Source organism: Pseudomonas sp. GM55, from assembly GCF_000282395.1.
In the GTDB taxonomy this organism is placed as follows: domain Bacteria; phylum Pseudomonadota; class Gammaproteobacteria; order Pseudomonadales; family Pseudomonadaceae; genus Aquipseudomonas; species Aquipseudomonas fluorescens_CC.
Map to the genome: position 1 here is coordinate 130,621 of NZ_AKJJ01000053.1, position 17,426 is coordinate 148,046.

15 protein-coding genes are annotated in these 17,426 nt (G+C 61.9%); 9 read left to right on the forward strand and 6 right to left on the reverse strand.

The window, feature by feature from the left end:
• Positions 1-163: 163 nt before the first annotated feature.
• Positions 164-3,076 (reverse strand): aminotransferase, encoded by a 2,913-nt coding sequence (locus PMI31_RS15450; protein ID WP_008019029.1) that lies wholly within the window; start codon positions 3,074-3,076, stop codon positions 164-166.
• A gap of 191 nt (positions 3,077-3,267) precedes the next feature.
• On the opposite strand from PMI31_RS15450, the gene rfbC reads away from it, so the two are divergent.
• The 4 genes from rfbC to PMI31_RS15470 all read left to right on the forward strand — a co-directional run bounded on the left by rfbC (position 3,268) and on the right by PMI31_RS15470 (position 7,602).
• A complete protein-coding gene (gene rfbC / locus PMI31_RS15455) occupies positions 3,268-3,813 on the forward strand; it encodes a dTDP-4-dehydrorhamnose 3,5-epimerase (protein WP_008019030.1) in 546 nt (181 codons plus the stop codon).
• A gap of 93 nt (positions 3,814-3,906) precedes the next feature.
• Entirely contained in the window at positions 3,907-5,715 is a 1,809-nt protein-coding gene (locus PMI31_RS15460; protein WP_008019031.1) for a sensor histidine kinase, read from the forward strand.
• A complete protein-coding gene (locus PMI31_RS15465) occupies positions 5,712-7,106 on the forward strand; it encodes a sigma-54-dependent transcriptional regulator (RefSeq protein ID WP_008019032.1) in 1,395 nt (464 codons plus the stop codon). Before PMI31_RS15460 ends, PMI31_RS15465 begins: the two co-directional genes overlap by 4 nt.
• A gap of 40 nt (positions 7,107-7,146) precedes the next feature.
• Positions 7,147-7,602: a YiiD C-terminal domain-containing protein gene (locus PMI31_RS15470; RefSeq protein WP_008003181.1), complete on the forward strand. Its 456-nt coding sequence runs from the start codon at positions 7,147-7,149 to the stop codon at positions 7,600-7,602.
• Positions 7,603-7,688: 86 nt separating this feature from the next.
• Here PMI31_RS15470 and cysQ read toward each other — a convergent pair whose 3' ends face one another.
• Both cysQ and nudE read right to left on the reverse strand, forming a co-directional pair.
• Positions 7,689-8,516, reverse strand: a complete 828-nt coding sequence (gene cysQ, locus PMI31_RS15475) for a 3'(2'),5'-bisphosphate nucleotidase CysQ (protein ID WP_008019033.1) — start codon at positions 8,514-8,516, stop codon at positions 7,689-7,691.
• Positions 8,513-9,079, reverse strand: coding sequence for an ADP compounds hydrolase NudE (gene nudE, locus PMI31_RS15480; RefSeq protein WP_008019034.1), 567 nt, complete (start codon positions 9,077-9,079; stop codon positions 8,513-8,515). Before nudE ends, cysQ begins: the two co-directional genes overlap by 4 nt.
• Before the next feature lie 88 nt (positions 9,080-9,167).
• Here nudE and yrfG point away from each other — a divergent pair, with 88 nt between their 5' ends.
• Positions 9,168-9,830, forward strand: a complete 663-nt coding sequence (gene yrfG / locus PMI31_RS15485; RefSeq protein ID WP_008019035.1) for a GMP/IMP nucleotidase — start codon at positions 9,168-9,170, stop codon at positions 9,828-9,830.
• Between the two features lie 56 nt (positions 9,831-9,886).
• Here yrfG and lysM read toward each other — a convergent pair whose 3' ends face one another.
• A complete protein-coding gene (lysM, locus tag PMI31_RS15490) occupies positions 9,887-10,327 on the reverse strand; it encodes a peptidoglycan-binding protein LysM (RefSeq protein WP_007972838.1) in 441 nt (146 codons plus the stop codon).
• A 128-nt stretch (positions 10,328-10,455) separates the two neighbouring features.
• Here lysM and PMI31_RS15495 point away from each other — a divergent pair, with 128 nt between their 5' ends.
• The 4 genes from PMI31_RS15495 (at position 10,456) to PMI31_RS15510 (ending at position 15,466) form a co-directional block, all read left to right on the forward strand.
• Positions 10,456-11,343 (forward strand): LysR family transcriptional regulator, encoded by an 888-nt coding sequence (locus tag PMI31_RS15495; RefSeq protein WP_008019036.1) that lies wholly within the window; start codon positions 10,456-10,458, stop codon positions 11,341-11,343.
• A gap of 92 nt (positions 11,344-11,435) precedes the next feature.
• The gene (gene fdhD, locus PMI31_RS15500) at positions 11,436-12,275 is read left to right on the forward strand and encodes a formate dehydrogenase accessory sulfurtransferase FdhD (RefSeq protein WP_008019037.1); all 840 of its coding nucleotides are present in this window, start codon (positions 11,436-11,438) and stop codon (positions 12,273-12,275) included.
• The gene (locus PMI31_RS15505) at positions 12,272-14,620 is read left to right on the forward strand and encodes an FdhF/YdeP family oxidoreductase (RefSeq protein ID WP_008019039.1); all 2,349 of its coding nucleotides are present in this window, start codon (positions 12,272-12,274) and stop codon (positions 14,618-14,620) included. Before fdhD ends, PMI31_RS15505 begins: the two co-directional genes overlap by 4 nt.
• A 360-nt stretch (positions 14,621-14,980) precedes the next feature.
• Complete coding sequence (locus PMI31_RS15510; protein ID WP_008019041.1) at positions 14,981-15,466, forward strand: glycine zipper domain-containing protein; 486 nt, start codon at positions 14,981-14,983, stop codon at positions 15,464-15,466.
• Positions 15,467-15,533: 67 nt separating this feature from the next.
• Here the strand turns inward: PMI31_RS15510 and PMI31_RS15515 are convergent, their stop codons facing one another.
• Together PMI31_RS15515 and PMI31_RS15520 are read right to left on the reverse strand one after the other, a co-directional pair.
• The gene (locus PMI31_RS15515; RefSeq protein WP_008019043.1) at positions 15,534-15,956 is read right to left on the reverse strand and encodes an acyl-CoA thioesterase; all 423 of its coding nucleotides are present in this window, start codon (positions 15,954-15,956) and stop codon (positions 15,534-15,536) included.
• A gap of 186 nt (positions 15,957-16,142) precedes the next feature.
• Positions 16,143-17,369 carry a 3-hydroxyacyl-CoA dehydrogenase gene (locus PMI31_RS15520; RefSeq protein WP_008019045.1) on the reverse strand — a complete coding sequence of 409 codons (1,227 nt, stop codon included), beginning with the start codon at positions 17,367-17,369 and terminating at the stop codon, positions 16,143-16,145.
• Between the last annotated feature and the right edge of the window lie 57 nt (positions 17,370-17,426).

Consider the following 17,426-nt stretch of genomic DNA (forward strand, 5'->3'; position numbering starts at 1 on the left):
TCAATCCACAGTTACAAAAACTGTCGATAAAAAGCCGATATCAATCGAATTAACCCCCCCCCTGTAGGAGCAAGCTTGCTCGCGATAGCGGTCTTCCAGTCGAAAAAAGGTGATTGATATGGCCTCATCGCGAGCAAGCTCGCTCCTACAGGTGGGTGGGTATTTACAGACCTTCCGCCAGCACCTTCGACAGCATGTCCACGAAGAAATCCACGCTCTGGCGCGAAGTGACCATCGGTGGCTTGATCTTGAGGATGTTCAGGTAATCGCCAGTCGGCTGCATGAAGATCCCCAGTTCACGCAAGCGATCGCACAGCGCGGTGGTTTCTTCGGTGGCCGGCTCCAGGGTTTCGCGGTTGCGGATCAGTTCGACGCCCAGGTAGAAACCGGAACCGTGCACCGCGCCCACTAACGGATGAATATCGATCAACGCTTCGAGGCGCTTCTTGAAGTGCCCGCCAACGACCTGGGCGTTCTCCCAGAGTTTTTCCTCTTCCATCACATCCAGCACGGCCATGCCGACCTGGCAACTGACCGGGCTGCCACCGGCGGACGAGAAGAAGTAACCCTCGGCCTCCAGCGCCTCGGCGATTTCCCGGCGGGTGATGACTGCGCCCAGTGGCTGGCCGTTACCCATGCCCTTGGCCATGGTGATGATGTCCGGCACCACGCCCTGCTCTTCGAAGCCCCAGAAGAAATCGCCCATGCGCCCGTAGCCGACCTGCACTTCGTCGGCGATGCACACGCCGCCCTGGGCCCGAACCATTGCATAGACTTGCTGCAAATAGCCCGCTGGCAACGAAATACCACCGGCATTGCCGTACACCGGTTCGCAGATGAAACCGGCCAGTTGGCGTTTCTGCCCGGCGATTTTCGCCAGGTTGTGTTCGACGCTTCGTACATAATCCGGCGCGCTGTCCGGCCCGCGGAACTCACCGCGATAGGTGTTTGGCGCGATCACCGGATGCACCCAGTCCGGGCGGCTGCTCAAGGCCTTGGGGTTGTCGGCGATCGAGGTCGACACCGAGTCGGCTCCCACCGTCCAGCCGTGATAGGCCTCCAGCACGCTGAGCATGTCGCGGCCGCCGCTGTAGGCCCATGCCAGGCGAATCGCCAGGTCGTTGGCCTCGCTACCGCTGTTGACCAGGAACACACGGTCCATGCCGTCAGGGGACAGCTTCAGCAAACGTTCGGAAAACTCGGCCACGGCTGCGTAGTTGAAGCGCGAGTTGGTGTTGAGCAACGACCACTGGCGACTGGTAACCGCCGCCATGCGTGGGTGACCGTGGCCCAATACCGCAACGTTGTTGAGCATGTCGAGGTAGGAACGCCCCTGCATGTCGATCAAATGGTTGCGCCAGCCACGCTCGATGCGCGGCGGGTCGACGTAATAATGCTTTTGCGTACGGGCGAAACTGGCATTGCGGCGGGCCAGCAAGGTCGCTCCGTCGAGTTCTGCTTCGGCGTCACAAGCCAGCCCCAGCAGCGCCGCAGGTGAAGGGCACAGCGCCTGCCAGGCGGCGGCGCGCGATGGCGTGCAGAACAACGGTGCATCGATCGAGCCGCCACGGCACAACTGCACGATCAACGGCCCGCTGACCGAACCCAGCGCCTGGCCTTTGACCAGTGCCGCGCCGCTGTGCAGCGACGGCGTGACGCCCCAAAGCCGCACACTCAAATGCGGGCCGTCCAGTTGCAGCGCGCCAGCGGTCAGGTGATGCACCACCCCGGCAAACGGCGCTTCGACCGCCGTGCCCTGAGGCACACGCAACTCGACGTGCAACGGGCAAGTATCAGGTTCAGTGGCGCTGTCCGGGCGGGTGCGGGACAAGCGGTATTGTCCATAGCGACTGGCCGCCAGGCCATGTGCCGCGGTCGCTTCATCCAGAAGACGCTGATCGACGCCCTCCTGCTCCCAGTTCCCGGCCTCGAAATGCGGGCTGAGCACACCCAGGTCGATCAAGGCGAACTCACGCCCCACCAGGCTCGGCAACAGCGGCGCGAAGCCTTCACTGCCGATGGCCGGAAGGTTCTGGCCGACGGCCGTGAGGATCGCCGCCTCCATCAACGCCAACGGCACCGAGGTGGCCACACGGAAGATTTCCCATTCATGGACCAGGTTGTCGCGGCTGTAGGCATTGCCCGGATCGATGCTGACCTGCTGTTCGCCACTGAGCACCAGCACCGCCGCGCGAGCAACGATCAGCGGCCACAGCGCCAGCAGCTCTTCGTGTTGTAACGGGTTGACCGCGTGATACGCCTGTACCGCTGGCAAGATGCAGAACGGATCGCCCTCGCCATGATGCAGCAGTGCGGCGCAGGTCACCGACAGATCGGTTATGCGCCAGGTGCGCACCAGGTCGCCGAAGTCGATCACGCCTTGCAGCTGCCAGTGGCGTTGCGCATCGCGCTGCCACACCACGTTGTCGTCGGTGATGTCCATGTGAATGGCCTGCACCGGCAGTTTGTCTTCCAGCGGCTGCAAATGCCGCTCGGCTTGCCCGGACGCTTCGACGATCAGTTTGCGCTGGGCTTCATCCTTGATCACCGGCAGCAAGTGCGCGATCAGGGCGTGAGCATGGCGGGCGTCCCACTGCAGGGTTCGCACCAGACCCGGATGGTCGAAGTCCGCCAGGGCCAGGTCCATTTCACCGCACAGGCGACCGAAGCCGGACACCACCGTCGGGTTGAAATGGCTGAGGCTCGTCAGCGGCTGGCCTTCGATGTAATCGAGCAGGCGAACGTGCACTGCCTGGCCGCCAACGTCCAGAGACAGCAGGTCCGCGCCGTTTTTCGCCGCGATGACGCGCGGCACATGGACATCGGGATGCTCGCCCAAGTGCTTGAGCCCGGCATGCTGTGCCTGAAGCTCAAGTACCGAGTAGTCGCCACGGCAGATTTTCAGGACGAAACGTCCCCGCTCGCTGTCGACGCGGTAGTTCAGGTCTTGCTGGCTGCCAAGGGCCTGCAACTTGCCGCTGAGCCCGTAGTGTTCTTCCAGCAGCTCTAGCGCTTGCTCCGCAGACACCTGCGGGCTGGGCAAACTGGCGCGATGAATCAACGTGGCGAGCGACATACAACGACCCCTGAAATTTTATTAGGCGCCTATATCGCCACTGCTCAGGGCGATACGCAACCCCCCCGGGGCCGGTACTCGTCGTTTACAGGGGCTGGAACAGGCCTGCAGATTTTTACTTGAACACTCGCCCCCGTCGGCGCTTTGCGCAAGAATGGCGGCCATCAAACGCACACTGCCGGAGAACCACCATGAATGTAGTGACCACCGACCTGCCCGGTGTTCTGATCCTCGAACCCAAGGTCTTTGGTGACGAACGTGGTTTCTTCTACGAGAGTTTCAATGCCCGGGCCTTCAAGGAGGCCACCGGACTGGACACTGAATTCGTTCAAGACAATCACTCCCGATCGCAGAAGGGCGTGCTGCGCGGCCTGCACTACCAACTGGAAAATACCCAGGGAAAACTGGTTCGCGTCACGGCCGGTGAAGTGCTGGACGTGGCCGTGGACATCCGTCGCAGCTCTGCGCACTTCGGCAAATGGGTCGCTGTGCGACTGTCCTCCGACAATCATCGTCAGCTCTGGGTCCCGGAAGGTTTCGCCCACGGGTTCGTGGTATTGAGCGAATTTGCCGAGTTCCTTTACAAAACCACCGACTACTACACGCCATCCGCCGAGCGCAGCATTCGTTGGGACGACCCGGACCTGGCCATCGACTGGCAACTGGAAGGCACGCCGCAACTGTCGGCGAAAGATCAGGCCGGCGTATTCTTCAAGGACGCCGACGTCTTTGCCTGAAAGGCCGGCTGAAGCGCCCCGATCAAGATGCACCTGACCCAAGGTGCGCAAGCCTAGGCATAATGCGCCTGTACCCACAGGCGCATGCTGCTCATGAAACCGACTCTCCCCCCCAGACCCCGTTGGCGCAGCCTGGCCCTGCTGGCACTGTGCCTGGCGCCGCTGCTGTGGCCGCTGGAGCATCTCGCCGAGCGTTATTACCGCAGCGAGCTGGCCAGCCAGAATCGTCAGACCCTGGATCTCTACGTCGCCAACCTGCTGGGTACCCTGCACCGCTATGAAGTGTTGCCGCAGATCCTCGGCGACCTGCCGGCCCTGCGCGCCGTTCTCGGTGCACCGGACGATGGCGTCACCCAAGGCAACGCCAACCGCCTGCTGAAAAACATTGCGACCCAGACCGGCGCCGAAGTCATGTACCTGATGGACACCACCGGCAAGACCCTGGCCGCCTCCAACTGGGACAAGCACGACAGTTTCGTTGGGCGCAATTTTTCTTTCCGGCCGTATTTCAGCGAAGCCATGGCCGGGAAGCTCGGGCGCTTTTTCGGCCTGGGCACCACCTCCGCCAAGCGCGGTTACTTCTTCGCCGCCGGCGTGCGCGACGGCGAAAAAATCGTTGGCGTGCTGGTGGTCAAGGTCGACCTTGACCACACCGAAAGCCTCTGGGGTAAAACCCCGGAACAACTGCTGCTGACCGACCATAACGGCGTGGTCATTCTCACCTCGCGTCCGGAATGGCGATTCCGCTCGACCCGCCCGCTGAACGAGGAAGAAAGCAAAGCCATTACCGCGATTCAACCCTACCCAACCCGCGAGCCCAAACCGCTGAAGCTCAATCCCAATGCCTGGCTGACCCAGACCCAGCAGATCGCCGAAACCGGCTGGAATGTCAGCATCCTCGCCCCGCGTACCTTGATCGACCGCCCGGTGCGCACGGTGGTGGCCATCGGCGGTGCAACGCTGCTGGTAGTGATGCTGTTGCTTGGCCTGATGATGCAGCGCCGCCGCCATTACCTCGAACGCATTGCCTTCGAGGCCAAGGCCCGCCGCGAACTCGAGGGTCGGGTCGCCGAGCGCACCAGCGATCTCGAAGGCCTGAACCGGCGCCTGAAACAGGAAGTGCTGGAGCGCGAACAGGCCCAGCAGGAGCTGGTCCGCGCCCAGGACGACCTGGTGCAGGCCGGCAAATTGTCGGCCCTGGGCACCATGTCGGCGAGCATCAGCCACGAACTCAACCAACCGCTGGCAGCGATTCGCAGCTACGCGGAAAACGCCGAAGTATTGCTCGATCACCAGCGCACCGACGATGCCCGCGGCAACCTCAAGCTGATCAGCGAATTGACCGGTCGCATGGCCTCGATCATCGCCCACCTGCGCGCCTTCGCCCGGCGCGACCGCCACGCCCCGGAAAGCGTCGCCCTGCAACCGGCGCTGGATGATGCCCTGGCCTTGCTGGCCAAGCGCCGACGCAGCATGGAGGTCGAACTGATCCGCGACTTGCCCGCCGCCACTCTGTGGGTCGAGGCCGGGGAAACCCGCCTGCGCCAGGTACTCGGCAATCTGCTGGCCAACGCCCTGGATGCCCTGACGGAAAAAGGTCCGCCACGTAAACTCTGGTTGAGTGCCCAATCCACCGCCGATGGCGTCAATCTGTACATTCGCGACAACGGCCCCGGCTTTTGCATGGAAGCCCTTGGGCGCGCCAGCGAGCCGTTCTACACCACCAAGACCCGCACCCAGGGCCTGGGTCTGGGGCTGGCGATTTGCGAAACCCTGATGCGCGCCTTCGGCGGTGAACTGTCGTTCGCCAATCACAAGGAGGGCGGCGCCCTGATTACCCTGAAGCTGCGCGCAGGCGCACCGGGCGTGAGCCTGCAACCGTCCGAGGACCGAAGTGCATGACCATCGACAACCGCATTCAGGTCGTGTTGATCGACGACGATCCCCACTTGCGCCAGGCCTTGAGCCAAACGCTGGATCTGGCCGGCCTGAAAATCCTGCCGCTGGCCGAAGCCAAGGGCCTGGCCGCTCAACTGGAACGCGACTGGCCGGGCGTGGTGGTCAGTGACATCCGCATGCCCGGCATGGACGGCCTGGAGCTGCTGACCGAACTGCACGCCCAGGACCCTGAGCTGCCGGTGCTGTTGATCACCGGCCACGGTGACGTGCCACTGGCCGTGCAGGCCATGCGCGCCGGGGCCTATGACTTTCTGGAAAAACCCTTCGCCAGCGACGCCCTGCTCGACAGCGTGCGCCGCGCCTTGGCCCTGCGCCGGCTGGTGCTGGACAACCGCAGCCTGCGGTTGGCCTTGAGCGACCGCACTGAGCTAAGCGCCCGCCTGGTTGGCCACTCACCCTCGATGCTGCGCCTGCGCGAGCAGATCGGCGCCTTGGCCGCGACCAAGGCCGATGTGCTGATCCTCGGCGAAACCGGCGCTGGCAAAGAAGTCGTGGCCCGGGCGCTGCACGATTTATCGAACCGTCGCAACGGACCGTTCGTGGCGATCAACGCCGGTGCCCTGGCCGAATCAGTGGTCGAAAGCGAGCTGTTCGGCCACGAACCCGGCGCCTTCACCGGTGCGCAGAAACGCCGCATCGGCAAGTTCGAGTTCGCCAATGGCGGCACCTTGTTCCTCGATGAAATCGAAAGCATGAGCCTGGATGTGCAGGTCAAATTGCTGCGTTTGCTGCAAGAGCGGGTGGTCGAACGCCTGGGCGGCAATCAACTGATCCCGCTGGACATCCGCATCATCGCCGCCACCAAGGAAGACCTGCGCCAGGCGGCGGACCAAGGGCGCTTCCGTGCCGACCTGTATTACCGCCTGAACGTCGCGCCATTGCGGATTCCACCGCTGCGCGAACGGGGCGAAGACGCCCTGATGCTGTTCCAGCATTTTGCCGATGAAGCCAGTGCCCGCCACGGCTTGCCGCCCCATGAATTGCAACCGGGGCATCGGGCCTTGCTGCTGCGCCATACCTGGCCCGGCAACGTGCGCGAGCTGCAAAATGCGGCGGAGCGTTTTGCCCTCGGGCTGGAGCTGGCCCTCGACAACAGCACGCCGGATGGCAGCGCCGGCAACAGGGTCGAAGTCGTCAGCGGCGGTTTGAGCGAGCAAGTGGAGAACTTCGAAAAAACCCTCATTGCCGCCGAACTGGCACGCCCGCACAGCTCCGTGCGCAGCGTCGCCGAAGCCCTCGGCGTTCCGCGCAAGACCCTGCACGACAAACTGCGCAAACACGGTTTGAGCTTCTCGGACAGTGGCGCCCCGGCCCACCCTGACGACCTCGACTGAGCTACCGTCCCATCATCCACTTCACGCAAGAGGCCCCTGAATGAGCCGCGACAGCCGACAACTGGAATCAGTCCTGCATCACGACATTCCCCTCACCCGGGACATGGGCCTCAAAGTGCTCGACTGGCATGACCAGCAACTGCGCCTGCACTTGCCACTGGAAGCCAACGTCAATCACAAGAGCACCATGTTCGGCGGTAGCCTGTATTGCGGCGCGGTACTGGCCGGTTGGGGCTGGCTGCATTTGCGCCTCAAAGAAGAAGGCATTACAGACGGGCATATCGTGATTCAGGAAGGACAGATCAGTTACCCGCTGCCGGTAACGGGCGATGCCAACGCCATTTGCCAGGCACCGGATCCGGTGATCTGGAAGAAATTCCTGACCACCTTCCAGCGCTATAGCCGAGCGCGGTTGACGCTGCATACGCGGGTCGTCAATGAAGGTCGTGATGAAGATGCGGTGAGGTTTGTCGGGCAGTACGTGTTGCACCGTTAAGCGCCACTACCTCTGTAGGAGCCGGCTTGCAGGCGATTGGTGCAACGCGGTGTGCCTGACACACCGCTTCGCTGGCAAGCCAGCTCCTACGGGGTAGCGAGTGCCAGCAGTTTTTCCCGCCACGCCGCCTTTGCCGGCAACGCCAGAAAGAACGGGTTCAACAGCGACTCTCGCGCCGGATAGCTGAACGGCTCGCCACTCAGCTCCAGCACCTCACCGCCGGCGCCTTCCAGCACGCCTTGTGCTGCCGCCGTGTCCCACTGCGAAGTCGGTGCCAGGCGTGGATAGCAATCCGCCGCCCCTTCGGCCAGCAGGCAAAACTTCAGCGAACTGCCGATATTGGCCAGTTGCAGCTCGCCAAGGCTGGCGCTCAGACCGGCCAGCAAACGCTCCTGCTCCGGGCTCGAATGGCGACGACTGGCCACCACGGTGAACGACTCGCCTGGCGCTAACGCATCACGCACCTGAATCGCCACAGGCGCGCCAGCTTTGTCGCCGCGCCAGGCACCGAGGCCGACGCCACCGACATAGAAACGACCATTGGTCGGCATCGACACCACACCGAACACCACTCGACCGTTTTCGATCAGGGCGATGTTGACGGTGAACTCTTCGCTGCCGCTGATGAATTCCTTGGTGCCATCCAGCGGATCGACCAACCACCAACGCTGCCAGCCGGCACGAACGCCTTGGGGAATGTTGGCGTCCTCTTCGGAGAGCACCGGGATGCCCGGATCGAGCGCCGTCAGCCCGGCCAGAATCAGGTGGTGCGCGGCCAGGTCAGCAGCGGTCACCGGCGAATCATCAGCCTTCGCCGTAACGGCTGTGCCTGTGCGCCAGAACGGCAGGATCGCATCACCAGCCTGCAGGGCCAGTTCGATGACCGGTGCCATCAACGGATGCGGGAAATTCATGGCTGGAACGCTCCGCGCTGAGTCAACAGGTCTCGGGCCAGGTACAGCGCCGCCAAGGCGCGGCCTTCGGTGAATTGCGGGTTTTGCGCCAGCGCCGAGAGTTCACGCAGGTTGACCTTGTCGACCCGCATCGGCTCGGGTTCGTCGCCTTCCAGGCGCTCTTCGTAGAGGTCGGTAGCCAGCACCACCTGAATCTTCTGGCTCATGTAACCGGGGGACAACGACAACTCGGTCAGGTGCTCCAGTTGCCGCGCGCCGAACCCGGCCTCTTCCTTGAGCTCACGCTCGGCTGCCGCCAACACGTCTTCACCCGGCTCGATCAAACCCTTGGGCAATGACATTTCATATTCATCCGTACCGCCGCAATACTCCTCGACCAGCACCGCATGCTCGGCATCGAGCATTGCCACGATCATTACCGCGCCGTACCCGGCCCCTTTGCCAACCAGGCGCTCATAGGTGCGCTCCACGCCATTGGCAAAGCGCAACTTCAGCTCCTCCACGCAGAACAATCGACTGGTGGCGACAATTTCGCGGGCGAGTATGGTGGGTTTCTGGCGCATGCAAAGCTCCTTGGCGTGAACGCGCTACTATAACGCGGCTTTCCTGATTGTTTACGCCAGAAATCTTTCTACTGCCCGAGACGTTGCCATGCCTTCATTACCCTGGTCCGACATCGATACCGTTCTGCTGGACATGGACGGCACGTTGCTGGATCTGCATTTCGACAATCATTTCTGGATGGAGCACCTGCCCCAGCGTTACGCCGAACTGCACGGGGTCAGCCGGGCCATGGCCGAGATGGAATTGCAGCCATTGTTCGAGCGCAATGCCGGCCAGTTGCAGTGGTACTGCCTGGACTTCTGGAGCGCCGAACTGAAGCTGTCGGTGCGCGACCTGAAACTGGAAACCGCGCATCTGATCGCCCTGCGCCCGGACGCCGACACCTTTCTGGCGGCGATCAAACAGGCTGGCAAGCGCGTGGTGCTGATTACCAATGCCCATCGGGATGCGTTGTCGTTGAAGCTGGAAAAAATCGAACTGGCGCCCTACTTCGAACGCTTGATCAGTTCCCATGACTATGGTTTCCCCAAGGAAAACCCGCAGTTCTGGGATGCGCTGCAAGCCGACATCGATTTCGATCCGGCGCGCAGCCTGTTCATCGACGACACCTTGCCGATCCTGCGCAGCGCACGGGACTTTGGCGTGGCGCATTTGCTGGCCGTGCGCGAGCCAGACAGCCGCAAAGGGCCGAAGGATACGGCGGAGTTTGCGGCGGTGGGGGATTATCGGGATTTGATTGCCGGTCTTTAGACCGCGTTGCCTGCATCGCGGGCAAGCCCGCGATGGCTATCACGCGGTTTGACGACTTACTCAGGAATCCGCAACGACTGCCCCGGATAGATCTTGTCCGGGTGCGACAGCATCGGTTTGTTGGCTTCGAAAATCTTGTTGTACTTGTTGGCGTCGCCATACACGCGCTTGGAAATCGCGCTGAGGGTGTCGCCCTTCACCACCGTGACGAATACCGCGGCCTTCACCACCGGTCCGGTCACGGTAATCTGATCATCCACGCTGCCAACCCCGGCAATATTGCCCACCGCCAGCAGGATCTTTTCCTTCTCTTCCTGGCTCGCCACCTCGCCAGTCACCGTAACCTTGTCACCATCGACCGTCGCCTGCACATTCGGATTACCCAGGCCGACTTTGCTGATGTGTTCTTTCAACTGCTCACTGGCATTGGCATTGCCCGGCGTCAGCAGATCCAGCAGTTTTTCGCCTGCTTCCTTCACAAAGCTCAAAAGACTCATGGTGCACTCTCCTTGGGTTTGCGGTTCCAGACGCCAAAGCCTAGACCACGACCGTCACTTGCGAATCCAACCCGACCAATGACCCCGCTTGCGATAGAATCCGCCCCTTCCCGCGCCCAGGAGCGAAGATGGACATCAAGCAGCTTAAATTCCTCATCGCGCTCGACGAAACCCGCCATTTCGGCCAGGCCGCCGCACGCTGCCACATCACCCAGCCGACCCTGTCCATGCGCCTGCGCAGCCTCGAAGAAGAACTCGATTTGCCGCTGGTCAATCGTGGCCAGCGCTTCGAAGGCTTCACTGCGCCGGGCGAACGGGTGCTGGCCTGGGCGCGCACGGTGCTGGCAGCCTATGACGGTTTGTACGCCGAAGCGGCCGCCTGTCGTGGCAACCTGGTCGGCACTTTGCGCCTGGGCATGGTGCCGCTGTCGAGCTTCGACCCGCTGCCGCTGCTGCAACGCCTGCACGGGGAGCATCCGAACCTGCGTTTCGAACTCTCGGCACTGAGTTCCGAGCAGATCCTCGAGCAACTGGCGAATAATCGTCTGGACCTCGGTGTTTCCTATCTGGAACGCCTCGACGCCGAACATTTCGACTCCCTGGCCTTCAGCGAAACCCGCATGGGCCTGCTCTACGACCAACGCTTCTTCACCTTTGGCGAGGCGCCGCTGAGCTGGGAATCATTGATCGAACTGCCACTGGGCATGCTCACCAGCGGCATGCACTTTCGCCAATCCATCGACCATAACTTCCACAGCCGCGGCCTCACCCCACAACCGTTGCTGCAGACCGACGCCGTTCATCAACTGCTGCAAGCAGTGCACGGCGGCCTGTGTTGCGCCGTGATGCCATTGGACGGTGGCCTCGAAGGGCTGACCGAACACTTGCGCCTGCAACCGATCGAGAACGCCCAGACCCTTGGCCGCCTGGGGCTGATCATGCGTCGCAGCGCGCCACGCTCGGCCTTGGCGGAGGCCTGTTTCGCGATCTATCGGCAATCGCAGACGAACTCTTGATCGACGGCATCTATCGGTAGATCAGTAATAGCGATTAGACGCGACAAGTTGCCGCGCCTAGTCTTAAAGCTGATCAATCCGTCGGTGATGCCATGAACGCCAAGCGCCCAGTCTGCGCGGCGCCTGCCCTCGAAACGCCCGCGCCCGCCGCAAGCCAGACCTACAGCTACAGCAACCTTGAATACTCGGAATCGGACAGCACCGCGCTGGCCGAGGAAGTCGCGCTGGCGATTGCCTACAACGGCATCAGCCAGGCAGTCATGCTGGTGACGCCAACGGACCTCGAAGACTTCATCGTCGGTTTCAGCCTGGGCAGCGGCATCATCATGGACGCCACTGATATTTATGACCTGCAACTCAGCGGCTCAGGGTCAGCGCAATACGCGCAAGTGACCATCGCCAACCGCGCCTTCTGGAACCTCAAGCAACAGCGTCGGCAACTGGCCGGCACCAGTGGTTGCGGGTTGTGTGGCGTGGAAGCCGTCGAGCAGGCGTTGCCAGACCTTCAGGTGTTGCCCGGCGCCCCGTTGCCGCCAGCCGAATGGCTCGATGGCCTGCGCCAGCGCATCGGCGCCTTCCAGCCTTTGGGCCAGCATTGCGGTGCGGTGCACGCGGCCGTGTTCATGAACGGTCAAGGCGAGTTGCTGCTGGGGCGCGAAGACATCGGCCGGCACAACGCCCTCGACAAACTGATCGGCGGGCTGATCCGGCAAAAAATCCCGACCGCTGGCGGGCTGGCGATTGTCACCAGTCGCTGCAGCCTCGAATTGATCCAGAAAGTCCTGCGCGCCGGCATCCAGACCCTGGTCAGCCTGTCGTCGCCCACCGGCCTTGCCGTGCAATGGGCCCGCCGCCACAACCTCAACCTCATCCATTTGCCACAGAAGAATGCACCGCGGGTGTACAGCCCAACGTCGGAGAATCAAGCGTGAGTCAACACCGTCAAGCCGACCAGACACCTGTCCCTCGCTACAAACCCTACAAAGGCCCGGCCGGTGGCTGGGGCGCACTGATCAGCGTCGCCCAGGCCTGGTTGACCAGCGACAACGCGCTGAAAAACCTGCGCATCATGCTCAAGACCAACCAGAACGGTGGCTTCGACTGCCCGGGCTGCGCCTGGGGCGATTCTCCTGAAAAGGGCATGGTGATGTTCTGCGAGAACGGCGCCAAAGCGGTGAACTGGGAAGCGACCAAGCGCCGGGTTGATGCCAAATTCTTCGCCAGACACAGCGTCACTTCGCTGCTGGAGCAAAGCGACTACTGGCTCGAGTATCAGGGCCGTCTGACCGAGCCGATGAGCTACGACGCCGAAACCGACCGCTATAAACCGATCAGTTGGGACGACGCCTTCGCGCTGATCGCCAAACACCTGAACGGCTTGTCGAGCCCCGATCAGGCCGAGTTCTACACCTCGGGCCGTGCCAGCAACGAAGCCGCCTATCTCTATCAGCTGTTTGTGCGCGCCTATGGCACCAACAACTTCCCTGACTGCTCGAACATGTGCCACGAGGCCAGCGGTGTCGCGTTGTCGCAAAGCGTCGGAGTCGGCAAAGGCACCGTGACCTTCGACGACTTCGAACACGCCGATGCGATTTTCGTCTGGGGCCAGAACCCCGGCACCAACCACCCGCGGATGCTCGAACCGCTGCGCGAAGCAGTCAAGCGCGGCGCTCAGGTGGTGTGCATCAACCCGCTCAAGGAACGTGGCCTGGAACGTTTCCAGCACCCGCAGCACGCGATCGAAATGCTCACCAACGGCTACAAGCCGACCAACACTGCGTTCTTCCGCCCGGCCCTTGGCGGGGACATGGCGATCATGCGCGGCATGGCGAAATTCCTCCTGCTGTGGGAGCGCGATGCACAGCGCAGCGGCGAACCGGCGGTGTTCGACCACGGCTTCCTCAATGAACACAGCGCCAATGTGCTGGAGTACCTGGCGACCATCGACGAAACACCGTGGGAGCAGATCGTCGAGCAGTCGGGCCTGACGCTGGTAGAGATCGAACAAGCGGCGCGCATGTATGCCAAGGGCAAGAACGTCATCATGTGCTGGGCCATGGGCATCACCCAGCATCGCCATTCGGTGGCGACCATCCAGGAAATCGCCAACCTGATGATGCTGCGCGGCAACATTGGTCGGCCGGGAGCCGGTCTGTGCCCGGTACGTGGTCACAGCAACGTGCAGGGCGACCGGACCATGGGCATCAACGAACGGCCGCCGGTGGCGTTCCTCGAAGCCCTGGAGCGTCGCTTCCAGTTCAAGGTGCCACGCCACAACGGCCACAACGTGGTCGAGGCCATTCATGCGATGGCTGAAGGCCGGGCGAAAGTCTTCATCGGTCTGGGCGGCAATTTCGCCCAGGCAACGCCGGACAGCCAGCGCACGTTCCAGGCCCTGCAAAACTGCGACCTGACCGTGCAGATCAGCACCAAGCTCAACCGCAGCCATTTGACCCACGGCAAGGACGCGCTGATCCTGCCGTGCCTGGGTCGCACCGACATCGATATCCAGACCGAAGGCCCGCAAGCGGTGACCGTCGAAGATTCGTTCAGCATGGTCCACGCCTCCAATGGTCAGCTGCAACCGCTGTCGAACCAGATGCGCTCGGAACCGGCGATCCTGGCCGGCATCGCTGCCGCGACCCTGGGCAAGCACCCGGTGGACTGGAACTGGCTGGTGGCGGACTACCGCCGCATCCGCGACCTGATCGCCGAGACCATTCCGGGCTTCCAGGACTTCAATGAGAAGGTCAGGAATCCGGGCGGTTTCTACCTGGGCAACAGTGCTGGCGCACGCCAGTGGAGCACCGCTTCAGGCCGGGCCAATTTCCGTCCGAACGCGCTGCCCAAAGACCTGGTGCACGAACGCACCCGCGCCACTGGTGTGCTGCCGGATCTGATCATGCAATCGATGCGCTCCCACGATCAGTACAACACCACAATTTACGGGCTCAACGATCGTTATCGTGGGGTCAAAGGTCAGCGCGATGTGCTTTTCGTCAACGAAGCCGACATCATCCGCCTGGGCTTCAAGCCGGGCCAGAAGGCGGACATCGTTTCGCTCTGGGACGATGGCGTTGAACGTCGGGTCAAAGGCTTCACGCTGCTGGCGTTTGATATCCCGGCCGGGCAAGCGGCGGCCTACTATCCGGAAGTGAACCCGTTGGTGCCGCTGGAAAGCACCGGCGATGGCAGCCATACGCCAACATCGAAGTTTGTGGCGATCCGGTTGGAAGCGGCGAGCGAGACCGGGTTGATCATGGCCAGGTCTGCATAACACGTTGTCTGAACTGGCCCCATCGCGAGCAGGCTCGCTCCCACATTAGATCTTCGGCGAACACAGCATTTGTGTTCTACCCAGTTCCACTGTGGGAGCGAGCTTGCTCGCGATTGCACCGGACGATTCAATGCATCGATCGGCACAGACCAAGTACTTTCCAATCACCCACAAAAAAGGCCGTTTCCTCATGAAAACGGCCTTTGCGAAGTAATAAAAGACCGGCAAAAAAACGTTAAGTTCCACCCAAAAAACAGTAACTTGCAATATTGTATACAGGTCGTGTTATTCGTCGGATTTCGATTGTCACGCCCATTCCAGAGCCTCAGGATCGCGCCGTCATCCCCTAGAGGTTCCTCCATGAAGTTCTCCTCGATTCTCTTGTTGTCCCTTGGCCTGGTCAGCGGTATCGCGTCTGCTGGCGGCACCACCGAAGCCGGTGTAGGCGGCGCATTGGGCGGGGTTCTAGGCTCGGTCGTCGGCCAGTCGTTAGGCGGCAGCACAGGTTCCACCATCGGCGCGGCCCTGGGTGGCGCGGGTGGTAGCGCCGTCGGCGCAAACAAACACAGCCGTGGCGAAGCAGCCATTGGCGGTGCGTTGGGTGCTGCAGGCGGTAACGTGGTCGGCCGCAGCATGGGCGGCACCACCGGCAGCCTGATCGGCGCCGCAGCAGGCGGTGGCGTCGGTGGCGCGCTGGGTAACCACATGGGCAAAGAGTACGATGATGAGGACGGCGATCGTCGTTACTATCGCGGCCATGACGATCGTCGTTACTACCGTGACGGCCACCGTCACCGCGGTCATGCCTATGGCCACCGCAAGCATCGCTGGCACGACGACGACTAAGGCATCCATCGCCTCGCTATAACTGGTCCATCAAAAATCGCAGCCCAAGGGCTGCGATTTTTTTGCCTTACTGAACCACCAGACGCTCCAGCGCCCCACGCAACCCTGAAGGAATCGCCACGGGTCGATTCGACGCGCGATCGACAAACACATGCACGAAGCGCCCCGCTGCACAGGCTTCATCTTCCCCTTGCTTGAACACGGCCAGTTCGTATTGCACCGAGCTGTTGCCCAACTTGCCTACCCGCAGACCGATCTCGATGCGGTCCGGGAAGGCAATGGAAGCAAAGTAATCACAAGCCGAGCTCACCACGAACCCCACCACCTCACCGTCATGGATGTTCAGGCCACCGGCTTCGATCAGGTAGGTGTTCACCGCCGTATCGAAGAAGCTGTAGTAGGTGACGTTGTTGACGTGACCGTAGGCGTCATTGTCGTGCCAGCGGGTGGTGATGGGCTGGAAGTGCGGGTAGTCGGTGCGTTGGGGCATTAGTGTTGATTCCTGAGTAGGTTCGCCAGTCGAAGGCGAAAACCGCGTTGTATTCATCGCGAGCAAGCTCGCTCCCACATTGGATTTGTGTCGTACACAAAATCTGTGGGCAACAACGATCATCGTGGGAGCGAGCCTGCTCCGGGCGGCGTTCCGACGAAAGCGCCCTCACAGGCGCCACATCAATCACTTGTCAGCGAAGCCCTTGCCGGCCGCTGCCAACATGCCGATCAACCGCGCCGGTTGCCAGTGATCGCCCTGACGCGTCTCAAGATCCATCAAGCGTCGATGAATATCCGCCAACCCTTGCTGATCCGCCCAGGCCATCGGCCCGCCCTTGTCCGCCGGGAAACCGTAGCCATTGAGGTAGACCAGATCAATGTCATGGGCTGACCCGGCAATGCCTTCCTGAAGGATCTTCGCGCCTTCATTGACCAGCGCCAGCAAGCAACGCTCGAGAATTTCCTCCGGGCCGATCACGCGACGGTGGAACCCCAACCTTTCGCTGACTTTCAGCACCAGCGCATCCACCTGTGGATCATGTTCGGCCTGGCGGCTGCCCGGCTCATAGTGGTAATAGCCATTACCACTCTTCTGACCAAAGCGCCCCATCTCGCACAGTCGGTTATCCACCTGAACCTCCGGCGCGTCCTGCCCGATACCGGACAGTTGTCGGGCGCGCCACTGCAGGTCCACGCCGACCACGTCGAACATGCGGAACGGCCCCATGGCGAAACCGAACCCTTGCAGTGCTGCGTCCACCTGATAGGGATAAGCGCCTTCCAGCAGCATTTTTCGCGCTTCGAGCACATAGGTATTAAGCATGCGGTTGCCGATGAATCCGTCGCAGTTACCTGCCACCACACTGACCTTGCCCATGCGCTGGCCGAGCACCAGTGCTGCGTCGAGCACTGCGGGCGCCGTCTGTGCACCGCGGACGATTTCCAGCAGCTTCATGATGTGTGCCGGGCTGAAGAAATGCAGGCCCAGCACTTGCTGCGGCCGGCGTGTAGCCGCCGCGATAGCGTCGATGTCCAGCGCCGAAGTATTGCTTGCCAGAATCGCTTCAGGTTTGAGCAGGCCATCGAGCTCGCGGAAAATTTTCCGCTTGAGCTCAAGGTTTTCGTACACCGCCTCAATGACCAGGTCGACATCGCGGATGGCCATATAATCATCTGCCGCCGTTATGCGCGCGATACGGGCTTCGGCTTCGCCTTGGTCAATCCGCCCCTGGCGCACGTTGTGGGCGTAGGTGTCCGCTACAGTGGCCAGTGCTTGCTCCAGCATTTGCGGATTGTTGTCGACCCACTGCACCGCTACTCCGGCGTTGGCCAGGCACATGACAATGCCACGACCCATGGTGCCCGCGCCGATGACGGCGGCGCGCTGAATATTCGACGGTGTCTGGCTCATGTTTTGTTCTCTTGTTGGCGATCCGAAGACAGCCATCACCATAGTCAGCCACCGGGC

Coding starts and splice junctions, on each gene's coding strand:
- PMI31_RS15450 (WP_008019029.1), bottom strand. CDS start 3,076: ATGTCGCTCGCCACGTTGATTCATCGCGCCAGTTTGCCCAGCCCGCAG.
- rfbC (WP_008019030.1), top strand. CDS start 3,268: ATGAATGTAGTGACCACCGACCTGCCCGGTGTTCTGATCCTCGAACCC.
- PMI31_RS15460 (WP_008019031.1), top strand. CDS start 3,907: ATGAAACCGACTCTCCCCCCCAGACCCCGTTGGCGCAGCCTGGCCCTG.
- PMI31_RS15465 (WP_008019032.1), top strand. CDS start 5,712: ATGACCATCGACAACCGCATTCAGGTCGTGTTGATCGACGACGATCCC.
- PMI31_RS15470 (WP_008003181.1), top strand. CDS start 7,147: ATGAGCCGCGACAGCCGACAACTGGAATCAGTCCTGCATCACGACATT.
- cysQ (WP_008019033.1), bottom strand. CDS start 8,516: ATGAATTTCCCGCATCCGTTGATGGCACCGGTCATCGAACTGGCCCTG.
- nudE (WP_008019034.1), bottom strand. CDS start 9,079: ATGCGCCAGAAACCCACCATACTCGCCCGCGAAATTGTCGCCACCAGT.
- yrfG (WP_008019035.1), top strand. CDS start 9,168: ATGCCTTCATTACCCTGGTCCGACATCGATACCGTTCTGCTGGACATG.
- lysM (WP_007972838.1), bottom strand. CDS start 10,327: ATGAGTCTTTTGAGCTTTGTGAAGGAAGCAGGCGAAAAACTGCTGGAT.
- PMI31_RS15495 (WP_008019036.1), top strand. CDS start 10,456: ATGGACATCAAGCAGCTTAAATTCCTCATCGCGCTCGACGAAACCCGC.
- fdhD (WP_008019037.1), top strand. CDS start 11,436: ATGAACGCCAAGCGCCCAGTCTGCGCGGCGCCTGCCCTCGAAACGCCC.
- PMI31_RS15510 (WP_008019041.1), top strand. CDS start 14,981: ATGAAGTTCTCCTCGATTCTCTTGTTGTCCCTTGGCCTGGTCAGCGGT.
- PMI31_RS15515 (WP_008019043.1), bottom strand. CDS start 15,956: ATGCCCCAACGCACCGACTACCCGCACTTCCAGCCCATCACCACCCGC.
- PMI31_RS15520 (WP_008019045.1), bottom strand. CDS start 17,369: ATGAGCCAGACACCGTCGAATATTCAGCGCGCCGCCGTCATCGGCGCG.